General features: G+C 39.3%; 13 protein-coding genes. 7 read left to right on the forward strand and 6 right to left on the reverse strand.

The window, feature by feature from the left end; all coding sequences use genetic code 11:
* The first annotated feature begins 79 nt into the window (after positions 1–79).
* From DV434_RS05555 to cysB, 3 genes are read left to right on the forward strand one after another with little or no spacing between them, the layout of a single operon-like run.
* The gene (locus DV434_RS05555; RefSeq protein ID WP_118784861.1) at positions 80–703 is read left to right on the forward strand and encodes an L-threonylcarbamoyladenylate synthase; all 624 of its coding nucleotides are present in this window, start codon (positions 80–82) and stop codon (positions 701–703) included.
* A gap of 47 nt (positions 704–750) precedes the next feature.
* Complete coding sequence (rluB, locus tag DV434_RS05560) at positions 751–1,824, forward strand: 23S rRNA pseudouridine(2605) synthase RluB (protein WP_118784860.1); 1,074 nt, start codon at positions 751–753, stop codon at positions 1,822–1,824.
* Between the two features lie 11 nt (positions 1,825–1,835).
* Complete coding sequence (cysB, locus tag DV434_RS05565; RefSeq protein ID WP_005626290.1) at positions 1,836–2,807, forward strand: HTH-type transcriptional regulator CysB; 972 nt, start codon at positions 1,836–1,838, stop codon at positions 2,805–2,807.
* A gap of 53 nt (positions 2,808–2,860) precedes the next feature.
* Here cysB and DV434_RS05570 read toward each other — a convergent pair whose 3' ends face one another.
* Both DV434_RS05570 and prmB read right to left on the reverse strand, forming a co-directional pair.
* Positions 2,861–3,925 (reverse strand): MFS transporter, encoded by a 1,065-nt coding sequence (locus tag DV434_RS05570; protein WP_118784859.1) that lies wholly within the window; start codon positions 3,923–3,925, stop codon positions 2,861–2,863.
* Positions 3,926–4,028: 103 nt separating this feature from the next.
* Positions 4,029–4,973: a 50S ribosomal protein L3 N(5)-glutamine methyltransferase gene (gene prmB / locus DV434_RS05575; protein WP_118811531.1), complete on the reverse strand. Its 945-nt coding sequence runs from the start codon at positions 4,971–4,973 to the stop codon at positions 4,029–4,031.
* Positions 4,974–5,102: 129 nt separating this feature from the next.
* Between prmB and smrB the strand changes: the two genes are divergently transcribed.
* Positions 5,103–5,606: an endonuclease SmrB gene (gene smrB / locus DV434_RS05580; RefSeq protein WP_005630706.1), complete on the forward strand. Its 504-nt coding sequence runs from the start codon at positions 5,103–5,105 to the stop codon at positions 5,604–5,606.
* A gap of 76 nt (positions 5,607–5,682) precedes the next feature.
* Here the strand turns inward: smrB and pta are convergent, their stop codons facing one another.
* On the reverse strand, positions 5,683–7,818 hold the full coding sequence (pta, locus tag DV434_RS05585; protein ID WP_118811532.1) for a phosphate acetyltransferase: 2,136 nt from the start codon (positions 7,816–7,818) through the stop codon (positions 5,683–5,685).
* A 67-nt stretch (positions 7,819–7,885) separates the two neighbouring features.
* Positions 7,886–9,091, reverse strand: coding sequence for an acetate kinase (locus tag DV434_RS05590; RefSeq protein ID WP_118811533.1), 1,206 nt, complete (start codon positions 9,089–9,091; stop codon positions 7,886–7,888).
* A 220-nt stretch (positions 9,092–9,311) separates the two neighbouring features.
* On the opposite strand from DV434_RS05590, the gene yfbV reads away from it, so the two are divergent.
* The 3 genes from yfbV (at position 9,312) to purF (ending at position 11,861) form a co-directional block, all read left to right on the forward strand.
* Positions 9,312–9,755: a terminus macrodomain insulation protein YfbV gene (yfbV, locus tag DV434_RS05595; RefSeq protein ID WP_118811534.1), complete on the forward strand. Its 444-nt coding sequence runs from the start codon at positions 9,312–9,314 to the stop codon at positions 9,753–9,755.
* An 86-nt stretch (positions 9,756–9,841) separates the two neighbouring features.
* The gene (locus tag DV434_RS05600; protein ID WP_118790621.1) at positions 9,842–10,333 is read left to right on the forward strand and encodes a CvpA family protein; all 492 of its coding nucleotides are present in this window, start codon (positions 9,842–9,844) and stop codon (positions 10,331–10,333) included.
* Positions 10,334–10,343: 10 nt separating this feature from the next.
* Positions 10,344–11,861 carry an amidophosphoribosyltransferase gene (purF, locus tag DV434_RS05605; RefSeq protein ID WP_118811535.1) on the forward strand — a complete coding sequence of 506 codons (1,518 nt, stop codon included), beginning with the start codon at positions 10,344–10,346 and terminating at the stop codon, positions 11,859–11,861.
* Between the two features lie 65 nt (positions 11,862–11,926).
* On the opposite strand, the gene DV434_RS05610 is transcribed toward purF, so the two are convergent.
* Positions 11,927–12,817: a TIGR01777 family oxidoreductase gene (locus DV434_RS05610; protein WP_118811536.1), complete on the reverse strand. Its 891-nt coding sequence runs from the start codon at positions 12,815–12,817 to the stop codon at positions 11,927–11,929.
* A complete protein-coding gene (argR, locus tag DV434_RS05615) occupies positions 12,817–13,272 on the reverse strand; it encodes a transcriptional regulator ArgR (protein WP_105888214.1) in 456 nt (151 codons plus the stop codon). Before argR ends, DV434_RS05610 begins: the two co-directional genes overlap by 1 nt.
* Positions 13,273–13,329 lie beyond the last annotated feature (57 nt).

A 13,329-nucleotide genomic window follows, 5' to 3' on the forward strand; every position in this document is an offset into this window, starting at 1 on the left:
CTTTATTTTTATATGCTCGCCATTATAAAGTGAGCGCAAAACTGCTATAATCAGCGCACACTTTTTAAGGAAGAAACAGATGAGCCAATTTTTTTATATCCACCCTGAAAATCCACAAGCTCGCTTGATTAATCAAGCCGTAGAGATTTTACAAAAAGGCGGTGTGATTGTGTATCCGACGGATTCGGGATATGCCTTGGGCTGTATGATAGGCGATAAACATGCAATGGATCGCATTGTGGCGATTCGTAAATTGCCTGAAGGACATAATTTTACGTTGGTGTGTAGTGATTTATCTGAGCTTTCAACTTATGCAACGGTAAGTAATACCGCCTATCGTTTGATTAAAAATAATACGCCAGGGCGTTATACTTTTATTCTTACTGCAACGAAAGAATTACCGCGTCGTTTAATGACATCAAAACGTAAAACCATAGGTTTACGCGTACCAGATAATAAGATCGCTTTAGATTTACTTTCAGCCTTAGGTGAGCCGATTTTATCTTGTTCGTTAATGTTGCCAGGTGAAGAACATACTACGCAATCTGATCCTGAGGAAATTCGAGATCGTTTGGAACACCAAGTCGATTTAATTATTCATGGTGGATATTTAGGGCAAGAGCCTACAACAGTGGTGGATTTAACGGAAGAATCACCAGTGATTTTGCGCGAAGGAAGTGGAAGTACTGCTCCTTTTATTTAACTTATAGACGCTTGTGAAAGCGACCTTTCCATTATTTAAGGAAAACAATGAAACCTAGTCAAAAACAAACTCAAAGACAACCGCACTTTTCCAAAGATTCAGCAAAGAGAAGTGATTTTTCAGCTAAAAATGATAGACGTTCAGTATCTCGTACTGCTCGCGTAGAAACGACAAATACGAAAAAAAGTGCGGTTAATTCTGACAACAAATTTTTAGCGAAGCCGAAAGCGAAACCTGTTGTAAAAGCCTCGAATCAACCTAAAGTAGAGGGCGAAAAATTACAGAAAGTTTTAGCGCGTGCGGGGCAAGGCTCTCGTCGTGAAATTGAAACGATGATTGCCGCAGGCCGAGTGAGCGTAGAGGGTAAAATTGCGACTTTAGGCGATCGTATTGACGTACATTCTGGCGTGAAAGTGCGTATTGATGGCCAAATCATTAATCTTAGCCACGCACAAAAAGAAATTTGCCGCGTGTTAATGTATTACAAACCTGAAGGTGAACTTTGTACGCGTAGCGACCCAGAAGGGCGCGCGACAGTGTTTGATCGTTTGCCGCGTTTAACAGGCTCTCGTTGGATTGCGGTGGGGCGTTTAGATATTAATACATCAGGTTTATTGCTTTTTACCACTGATGGTGAGCTGGCAAATCGCCTAATGCACCCAAGCCGTGAAGTGGAACGTGAATATTCTGTGCGTGTATTTGGTCAAGTGGATGATGCAATGTTAGCGCGTTTACGTAAAGGTGTTCAGCTTGAAGATGGTCCTGCTAACTTTAAAGAAATTAAATTTACAGGTGGTGTGGGTATTAACCAATGGTATGACGTAACCTTGATGGAAGGACGTAACCGTGAGGTGCGCCGTTTGTGGGAATCACAAGGGATTCAAGTCAGCCGCTTGATTCGTATTCGTTACGGAAATATCAAACTGATGAAAGGTTTACCTCGTGGTGGCTGGGAAGAAATGGATCTTGAAAATGTCAATTACTTGCGTGAACTTGTGGGATTACCGGCTGAAACCGAAACTAAATTAGATGTCACCCAGCCACGTCGTCGTCCAAAATCAGGACAAATTCGTAAAGCGGTAAAACGTTATTCTGAACTGAGCAAACGTTATAAAAAATAAGGACTTTTTTTATGAAAATGCAGCAACTTCGCTATATTGTTGAAATTGCTAACCATAATTTAAATGTAACTGAAGCGGCTAATGCGCTTTATACATCACAGCCAGGAATTAGTAAGCAAGTGCGGTTGCTGGAAGATGAATTAGGTCTAGAAATTTTTGAGCGTCATGGCAAGCATATAAAATCAATTACGCCAGCAGGGAAAAAGATTATTTCGATTGCACGCGAGTTACTTGTTAAAGCGCAAGGTATCCGTGCCGTTGCCGATGAATATACTCAACCAAATCACGGTGTATTACGTATTGCAACGACAAATACTCAGGCGCGTTATATGCTGCCAAGCGTGATTGAACGTTTTTCTAAAAAATATCCTGATGTGAGTTTGCATATTCACCAAGGTTCGCCAACACAAATTCATGATGCATTAATGTCGGGAGAGGTGGATTTGGCGATTACTACCGAAGCGCCTTATTTATTTGATGATTTGGTTCAGATTCCATGCTATTGGTGGAATCGAGCTGTGATTGTTACGCCAGAACATCCGCTTGCCAAAGTGAAAGAACTGACGATTGAGGAATTAGGTAAATATCCACTTGTAACCTACACTTTTGGTTTTACAGGTGTTTCTGATTTAGATTATGCATTTAATAGCGCAGGAATTTTGCCGAATATAGTCTTTACGGCTACTGATGCTGATATCATTAAGACTTATGTACGTTTAGGCTTAGGGGTGGGCATTATGGCATCTATGGCTCATACGCCATCAGATACAGATCTTGTGGCGATTGATGCAAGTCATTTGTTCCGCCCTAGTATGACGAATATTGCATTTAAACATAGCACGTTCTTACGTAATTATATGTACGATTTCATGGAATATTTTTCACCGCACTTAACTCGTAGTGTCGTAGAAAAAGCCGAGCGTTTGCGTGATAACAATTCAGTGAAGAAATTATTTGAAGGCATTGAATTGGAAACAAAATAACAAGGATAAATGAAGTGCGGTTGAAATTTAATGAGAATTTCAACCGCATTTTTTTATACTAAAAATAGAACTGGAACAAGGTTCATCACACCGACGGTTGCGATAGAAAGTAATAATCTTGATGCACCAAAAATAAAGCCACGATTGGTGCCATTATCAAATTTCACTAATAAGTTTGCCATCGCCGTGAGGGCATATACTTCAATGACGGTAAAAATGACTAGATAAGCATAGGCGGAAAATACGGAAAGATAACGTAAGGTGATAAACCAAGGCACGATAATCCCAATAACTAATAGAGGGGCAACCCATGCTGCTTGTTTGATCGTTAAATTAATTTTTCGGGAAAAATAGCTTTGTAATAGCACAGTGAGTAAGCCATTGCCAAATAATGCTATCGGAGAATGTTCTAGCATGCCAAGTTTATTGTTAAATAAAAATGGGAAAATAACAAAGAAAGAGCTCGCAATAGCAAGAGGTAAAAAGAGCATTAAATGCACCATGAGAAATTCTTTTGTAATAATTTCTTTAATTTGTGTAAAGCGAAATTTTACCAACGTTTGTAAGGTTTGAATTTGATAGAAAGGCTTCACCATTAAGGCGAATAATACGGCCTCCATTGAAAAGCAGACCCAAATGAGCAAGTCGATATGTTCGTATTTAATAAATGGGATGACTAAAAGCGGTGCAAACATGGATGACATGGAGGTCACTTTTAGGTATTTTCCTTGCAAGCGAGTTTTTTCTTTGTATTCATCTCCAGCCAACACAAGTAAGCAGGCTTTAGCATTGGTTCCAAATAAGCAACTACCTAAACCAAAACAAGTGGTCGCAATAAGAAGTAATAAATAATTATCTGCCGCGAGAAAGAAAATATAAGCTATCACATCTAAAAAACAGCCGAGTAACATCATTTTGGCTAAACCATAACGATCGCCCCAAATACCAGCAAGAATGGAAAGGGCTTGGTTTGAGAAAAAGAGTAGTGATAAGGAAAAGGCAATTTCGCTGTTGCTCAATCCTTTACTTTGTAGATAAATCAGAAATACCGTTTGCACAGAAAAAAAGGCAAGGGTGGAAAAGAAACGCCGAGTCAGTAAAAGTTTTTGTAAATTCATAGAGTCAAATGATAAAAAAGAAAAGCACGCGTTGAATAACGCGCGCCATGAATTTTATAAGTGCGGTTGAAATTGATATTAAAATTTTACCGCACTTGAAAGATTAAAACAGATCGTGATATTTCACTAAATCTTTACGCTGAATAGCAAATACACCTAGTCCGCCATTTTTAAGTTCTACCCATTCAAATGGTACATCTGGATATTGCTCAATTAAGCTCACCATGCTATTGCCCACTTCACACACCAACACGCCATTTTCGGTTAAGTAATCTGGCGCTTGTTTCAAAATTTGTTTGGTAATGTTTAAGCCATCATGGCCAGAACCTAAGGCTAATTCTGGTTCAAAATGGAATTCTTCTGGCATATCGGCGAGATCTTCTTCGTCTACATAAGGTGGATTGGTCACGATAAGATCGTATTTTTGTCCTAAAATATTTTCAAATAAGTTTGATTGAATCGGGAATACGCGATGCTCTAATTGATGGTGTGAAATATTGATCTCCGCGACATTAAGTGCATCAACTGATAAATCTACCGCATCTACTTCCGCATTAGGGAAAGCATAAGCACAAGCAATGGCAATACAGCCGCTGCCTGTGCATAGATCGAGAATATGATTCGGCTCTTGTGAAATTAAATCTTCAAAGCGATCTTGAATTAACGCACTAATTGGAGAACGTGGAATAATAGTTCGTTCATCGACATAAAATTCGTGACCACAGAACCAAGCACTATTTGTTAAATATGCCACCGGTACGCGTTGTTCGATTCGGGTTAATACAAGTTGAACTAAGGTTTCTTTTTCAGATGGGGTTAATCGACTGTTAAATAATTCGGTAGGTAAATCAATGGGTAAATGTAAGCCACTTAAAACGAGTTGCAGGCTTTCATCCCAAGGATTATCGTGCCCTTGCCCGAAGTAAATATCAGAACGATTGAGAATGCTATACGTCCAACGCAGAAAATCTTGGATGGTTTGCAGTTCGTTTGCAACATTATCTTCCAAGATAGTTGCAACTAATTCTTGGTTATGTGAAGTTTCCATCGCATTTCTCCATAAAAGTGAGTAGAAAAGTTAGCATAAAATTCGGTATGAAAATTTGGCGTAGTTATACCACAGATGAGAATGTAGAACTATGATATGATACGCAAAATTTGAAATTAATGAGAAAAAATGCAAGACGAATTTGATTTATTCCGTGCGGAAACCAAAGGTATTAAGCCAATGAAACAAGATATTTTTGTTGCTCCTCGCCAAAAACGTGATCAGAAAAAAATAGAATTGAAAGAATTACGAGCGAAAGAAGATACATTGTTCTATTTTTCTGATGAATATGAGCCGTTACTGAATGAGCATGATGGTGTTGTGAAATATTTACGTGACGGAGAAGATTCCCATTTATTAAAACAACTTCGTCGTGGGGATTTTTCGCCAGAATTGTTTTTAGATTTACACGGTTTAACCCGTGAACAAGCTAAACAAGAATTAGCCGCACTTTTACTGGCTTGTGAAAATGAGCATGTTGATTGTGCCAGTATTATGACGGGCTATGGCACCTTTACATTGAAAAAACAAATTCCACGTTGGCTAGTACAACATCCTAAAGTGCGGGCATTACATCAAGCGCCAAGAGAATGGGGCGGTGAGGCCGCAATTTTAATTTTGGTTGATTTGTAAAAAACGTTATAAAAAAATACCGCACTTCTACTGCCAGTGGCAAAGTACGGTATTTTCTTTTATGTTTTTACTTGAACTATTGTGTCGCTTGAATTGCGGTTAAGGCAATTGTGTACACAATATCATCAACTAAGGCACCACGAGATAAATCGTTCACTGGTTTGCGCATACCTTGAAGCATTGGGCCAATAGACACTAAATCTGCAGAACGTTGTACTGCTTTGTAAGTAGTGTTACCAGTGTTCAAGTCAGGGAATACGAATACTGTTGCTTTACCTGCCACTGGTGAATTTGGTGCTTTAGAGCGAGCCACATCTTCCATCACAGCCGCATCGTATTGTAATGGGCCATCGATTAATAAATCAGGGCGTTTTTCTTTCGCAATACGGGTTGCTTCTTTCACTTTTTCTACATCAGCACCACTACCAGATGTACCCGTTGAGTAAGAAATCATCGCGACTTTTGGATCAATACCAAATGCTTTCGCAGAATCCGCAGATTGAATTGCGATTTCAGCAAGTTGTTCTGCAGTTGGATCTGGGTTTACCGCACAGTCACCATAAACAAGCACTTGATCTGGTAATAACATAAAGAAGATAGAAGAAACAATTGAACTACCCGGTGCAGTTTTGATGATTTGCATTGGTGGGCGAATGGTGTTTGCAGTCGTGTGAACTGCACCAGATACTAAACCATCCACTTCATTTGCTTCTAACATCATGGTTCCAAGCACTACGGTATCTTCCAATTGTTCACGAGCCGCAGTTTCTGTCATACCTTTTGCTTTACGTAATTCAACTAAACGAGCAACATAGTTTTCACGAACGTCTGCTGGGTTAATGATTGTAATGCCTTTACCTAGTTTAACACCTTGTGCTTCAGCTACACGTTGAACTGATGACGGATCTGCTAAAAGCACACATTCCGCAATGCCACGTTCTGCACAAAGTACGGCTGCTTTGATTGTACGAGGTTCATCACCTTCAGGAAGAACAATGCGTTTTTTCGCAGCACGAGCAAGTTCAGTTAATTGGAAACGGAATGCTGGTGGGGATAAACGACGTAAACGAGTAGAATCCGCAACTAAGTTATTGATAAAGTCAGCATTAAAGTGCTGGCTTGTGTATTGTTTGATGTTTTCAATACGCTCTTTATCATCAACAGGCACTTCAAGATTGAAGTTTTGTAAATTTAATGCTGTTTGCCAAGTATTACCTTCAATACGGAAGATTGGCAATTTTGCTTTTTCAAAAGCCGGTTGGCAAAGTTTATTGATTTGAGCATCAATTTTGTAACCACCAGTTAATAAGAGACCGCCGATTTCAATACCATTTGACGCTGCGAGAGCGGCTGCCACAAGCACATCTGGACGATCTGCTGAAGCAACTAATAAGCTGCCTGCACGGAAATGCTCAACCATATTTGGTAAACTTCTTGCGCAGAAAGTGATACCACGGATACGACGGTTAATATCTCCTTCAGTGATAATTGATGCACCTAAGTATTTCACTAAATCGATAGCACGTGTTGCGATTAAATCTGCAGACCAAGGCACGCAAGCTAATAATTTGATTGAGCTATTTGCAAATAATTTGCTCACTTCTGCTTCACATGCATGGCTATGTTGGAATGAATCAAAGATTTCAGCAAGATCAGGGCGTGTACGGCCAGATTCATCAACGGGTGCATTAAATTTATTTACAACCACACCTAAAAGATTCGGATTGTTTTTCCCACCAAATAGAGAGGCTGCAGCTTCTACACGATCTTTTAATTCGGTTGGGGTTTCAGTTGCAGGTGCTGCAACTAATACGATTTCAGCATCTAATGCTTGTGCAATTTCATAGTTGATGCTATTTGCATAACCATGTTTTCTTGTTGGAATTAAGCCTTCAACCACAACGATATCGTTGTTTTTAGTTAATTGTTGGTGATTTGCCACAATTTTTTCTAACAACACATCAGACTGATTTTGCCCAATCAATGATTCCGCAACGCTTAACATAAACGGTTCAGACGTTTCAAGGGGAGTGCTGGTGCGAATGATAGAGGTTGTGCGATCCAGTTTATCTTCACCTGTGCTTGGTTGAGAAACCGGTTTCATAAAACCAATTTTTGCGCCTTTTTGTTCAAGAGAATGGATTAATCCCAGACTAATGCTAGTTAAACCCACGCCTGTGCTTACAGGGATAAGGATAATCGTGCGAGACATAGTTAAACCTTAATGTGTATATGTTATAAATAAAAACTGCCGAAAAATTCGGCAGCTTGTTGTTAAATTAGAAACAAAGTTTTGCGGTATCTTGTGCGATAACTAATTCTTCGTTAGTTGGAAGAACAATCGCTTTAAATGCGGAATCATCAGTGGTGATTACACCATCTTTACCGAAGCGTGCCGCTAGATTGCGTTCGTTATCCACTTTAATACCAAATAATTTCAAGTGATTTAATGCTAATTCACGAACGTGTGCTGAGTTCTCACCAATACCACCAGTGAAAGCAATCGCATCTAAGTGATCATCACCTAATACAGCCATATAAGCACCGATATATTTCGCTAAACGATAGCTGTATACATCTAAAGCGCGTTTTGCTTCTGGTTTAGATGCGTCATCGTAGTTATCTTCAGCATAACGGCAGTCGCTCGTTACTTCAGTTAAACCTAAAAGACCAGATTTTTTCACTAAAGTCTCTTCGATTTGTTCCATAGACATACCTAAAGTTTTGTATAGGTAGAATACGATTGCAGGGTCGATATCACCACAACGAGTGCCCATGACTAAACCTTCTAACGGAGTTAAGCCCATTGATGTATCGATACATTTACCGTTACGCACAACAGAAACAGAACCACCATTACCTAAGTGACAAATAATAGCATTGACTTGGTCTGCTGGTTTACCTATATATTCAGCGACTTCACGAGAAACGAAGTAGTGGCTAGTACCGTGTGCACCGTAGCGACGAACACCATGTTCTTTATATAAAGAGTATGGAAGGGCATAAAGAAATGCTTCTTCAGGCATGGTTTGGTGGAATGCCGTATCAAAAACTACCACGTTTTTATCTTTTAAGTGCGGGAATGCGTTGAATGCTTCGCGAATACCGATTAAGTGCGCTGGATTGTGAAGTGGCGCAAATTGTGCAGCATCTTCAATACCTTTAACGACTTCATCAGTGACGATAACAGATTGGGTGTATTTTTCGCCACCATGCACGATACGGTGACCAATTGCCGCGATAGAGTTCTTAAGCTCATCTGTCATGATATTAGACGCGATAAAGTTAAGCGCTTCAGTATGCGCTGCGCCTGCGCCTAAATCTGCGTTACCTTTCTCACCATTGAGTTTCCATTTGATACGCGCTTCTGGTAAGAAAAATGCTTCCGCTAAGCCGGATAATTTTTCTTCACCTGTTGCAGGATCAAGAATTGCAAATTTTAGTGAAGAACTACCACAGTTAAGGATAAGAACAAGTTTTGACATGGGAACCCTATATTTGATTAAAGTTAATGGAAATCCACCTTGTAGATGGACTGAAAAAATCTGGCATAGGATACACCTTTTGACAAACAAAATAAATTCATCTCAGCATAAAAAGACAAGGATTTATGGAACTTTTTGAAAAATTAAACTTTTTCAGTAAGGTGACAATTTCAGGCAAACTGGGGTATGATAAGTGCGGTTGTTTTTTAAAGGTGTTTTTATGGCATTTTTTTCCATTTTAAAACAGGGACAAATTTATCTTAATACTTGGCCACAGGAGGCTAAGTTAGGCATTATTTTCCCAGAAAACCGCATTATGAAAGCTACGAATTTTGCACAAAAATTCATGCCTTTTGTTGCTGTATTTGCAGTGGTGTGGCAACAGATTTATGCAAAAAATGATTTGATGGCATTTTCTATTGCAATTTTGACCGCACTTTTTGCCTTGCTTATTCCTTTTCAAGGTCTTTATTGGCTTGGTAAGCGTGCCAATACGCCGTTAGAAAATCAAAGTGCGGTATGGTTTTATGATATTTGCGAACGCTTAAAACAACGACATGAACCCTTGCCTTTTGTGCAAGAGCAACCGACATACCAACATTTAGCAGAAGTCTTAAAGAAAGCTCAAAGCAAATTTGAACGAGCTTTTTGGCAGGAAATTTAGTTTACGCAAACGTTTTCTTTTTGGCTTTATTTTTGTAGAATACCTCGGTCGTTTTAAACGGCCGTTTTTCATTGAGAGATTTTTTAATGATCGATTACATTATTATTGGCATTATCGCTTTTTCCATTCTTGTCAGTTTATTACGCGGTTTTGTGCGCGAAGTGCTTTCACTCGGTAGCTGGGTTGTGGCATTTATAGTAGCAAGCCAGTTCTATCCTTATCTTGCCGCTTATCTTACGCAAATTGAATCAATGTATATTCGTAATGGAACGGCAATTGGGATTTTATTTGTACTGACTTTAATCGTGGGCGCCATAGTAAATTATGTGATTAGTCAATTAGTAGATAAGACGGGTTTAAGTGGCACCGATCGTGTGTTAGGTGCGGCTTTTGGCTTAGTGCGCGGTGCACTGATTGTGGCTGCGTTATTATTTTTCATGGATACCTTCACCAATTTTGAACAAACTGATTGGTGGAAAGAATCTCAATTAATACCGCACTTTGGTTTTATTATTGAATGGTTCTTTCAACAACTTCAGGCGAGTTCAAGTTTTTTAAATTCAACGCTTAATCAATAAGGAACACAAAATGTGTGGTATTGTCGGTATTGTTAGCCAAAGTCCGGTTAATGAATCTATTTATGCAGCATTAACTCTTTTGCAACATCGTGGGCAAGATGCTGCGGGCATTGTGACGCTTGACGATGAAAATCGTTTCCGCTTACGTAAAGCTAATGGTTTAGTGAGTGATGTGTTCCGTCAAGAGCATATGCTACGGTTGCAAGGAAATGCTGGATTAGGGCATGTTCGCTATCCTACAGCGGGGAGTTCTAGCGTCTCAGAGGCGCAGCCTTTTTATGTGAATTCTCCCTATGGTGTCACTTTGGTGCATAACGGCAATTTAACCAACTCAGTGGAGTTAAAAGAAAAAGTCTTTAAAACAGCTCGCCGCCATGTAAACACGAATTCAGATTCCGAACTTCTTCTTAATATTCTCGCTAACCATCTCGATCATATTTCTCAAGCTCACCTTGACCCACAAGATATTTTCTATGCCGTTCGTAAAACTCATAACGATGTTCGTGGTGCTTATGCTTGTTTAGCGATGATTATTGGGCATGGCATGGTTGCGTTTCGTGATCCTTTTGGTATTCGTCCTTTGGTGTTGGGTAAACGCGAAGAAAATGGAAAAACCGATTATATGTTTGCGTCTGAAACAGTAGCCTTAGATATTGTGGGTTTTGACTTTGTTCGTGATATTGCCCCGGGTGAAGCTGTTTATGTGACGTTTGATGGCGAGCTTTATTCGCAGCAATGCGCCGAAAGTGCGGTGTTAAATCCTTGTATTTTTGAGTATGTTTATTTTGCACGCCCAGATTCAACGATTGATGGCGTCTCTGTTTATGCTGCGCGTGTTCACATGGGTGAAAAACTTGGACAAAAAATTGCAAAAGAATGGGCGGATGAAATTGATAATATTGATGTGGTGATTCCCGTTCCTGAAACCTCCACAGATATTGCGTTACAAATAGCTCGTGTACTAGGGAAACCTTATCGCCAAGGATTTGTGAAAAATCGCTATGTTGGTCGTACGTTTATTATGCCAGGACAAGCACAGCGTATTAGTTCTGTTTGTCGCAAATTGAATACCATCAAAGCTGAATTTAAAGATAAAAACGTCTTATTGGTGGACGATTCTATCGTTCGCGGTACAACCTCTGAGCAAATTGTTGAAATGACTCGCTCAGCTGGCGCGAAGAAAATTTACTTTGCCTCTGCTGCCCCAGAAATTCGTTATCCGAATGTATATGGTATTGATATGCCGAGCCGCGATGAACTGATCGCTTACGGTCGAAATGTTGATGAAATTGCGCATTTGATTGGCGTAGATAAACTAATTTTCCAAGATCTGACCGCACTTACTGAATCTGTTCAGTTAGAAAATCCAGCTATTCAAGGATTTGATTGTTCAGTGTTCACAGGCGAATATATTACAGGCGACATCACGCCAGAATATTTAGAGAAAATCGCAAGTCAACGGAACGATAGTGCAAAGAAAAAACGTGAAAAACAAGCATCTAATCTTGAAATTTATAATGAACAATAAATGGCGATAAGGCGAGATATTTAGTCCGATAAAAATCACCGCATTAAAAAAGTGCGGTGATTTTTTTATTTGTTTTTTAAGATGTCTTCCAGATAGTTTTCGCAATCAGAATATTGAAATTGGAATCCAGCGTTGAGTAATTTTTCAGGCACCACATTTTGGCTTTCTAGTAATAGATTCGCTCGTTCGCCAAGAATGAAGTGTAATATCCATTTTGGAATGGTTGCAAAGGCAGGGCGCTTTAATATTCCAGCCAAAGTGTGGTTAAATTTATACTGTTTTATGGGATTCGGTGCGGTGAAGTTAAATGATCCTTGGCACTCTGAATGATGGAGTAAAAATAAAATGCCATTAACCATATCTTCCAAAGCAATCCAGGGAAAATATTGCTCTCCGTTGCCCAGTTTTCCACCAAGTCCCCATTTGTATAAAGGCAACATTTGAGCTAGTGCGCCTCCTTTTTTAGAAAAGACCATGCCTGTTCGAATCAAACAAACTCTTGCATCAGCTTGTCGCGCAATATTTTCCCAATCTTGGCATAATTGTGCGGTGAAAGTTTTTGCTGTTTTGCTTGTTTCAGTAATTGTTTGTTCGTCTTGATCGCCGTAAATTCCAGTTGCTGAACCTGAAATAAAAATAGGGTATTGCTGATACTGATTGATGAATTCAACCAGTTGAGTAGTGAGGCTTAAACGACTTTCTCGTAAAATAGATTTCTGGTTTTTCGACCAAACTTTATGAAAAATTGGTTCTCCAGCAAGATTGATGATAGCATCAAACTGTTCTTGTAAATCGAGTTCTGAAAGTGCGGTAATAAATTTGATGTTTTTTTGCTTTGAGAGAGTGTGCGGCGAACTTGAGCGCGTTAAGATCGTCACTTGTTCATTGCGTAAGCAGAGTTGTTCAACAAGTGCTTTGCCGATAAGCCCTGTGCCTCCTGTTAATAGAATATTCATTACAATGCGTTTTCAAATAAGCGTTGGATATTTTGCAATAATTCGTCGATAGGTTTATCGCTTGTGGGCGTGACAAAAATAGTATCATCGCCTGCGATAGTGCCTAAAATGCCTTCCGATTTTCCAATGGAATCAAGTAATCGTGCAATTAATTGAGCAGCACCGGGCGTCGTTTTTATTACGATTAACATCGAATTGTGATCAACATCTAAGACAAGATTTTTTAATGGACTACTGGTATTGGGAACACTTAATTCATTTGGTAAGCAATAGACCATTTCCATTTTTGTATTACGAGTGCGAACCGCACCAAATTTGCTGAGCATTCTTGATATTTTTGATTGATTAATGCCAGTAAAGCCTTGTTTTTTTAAGGCATCGACAATTTCACTTTGAGAACCAAAGCGTTCTTGATTGAGTAGTTCTTTAAAAGCACGGGTTAAATTATCAGTCATCTTTATTTTTCAATAGTCAAAATTTGCATAAGAATTGCATAAAAATTCACTTTCATC

The organism is Haemophilus haemolyticus, assembly GCF_003493685.1.
In the GTDB taxonomy this organism is placed as follows: Bacteria; Pseudomonadota; Gammaproteobacteria; order Enterobacterales; family Pasteurellaceae; genus Haemophilus; species Haemophilus haemolyticus_O.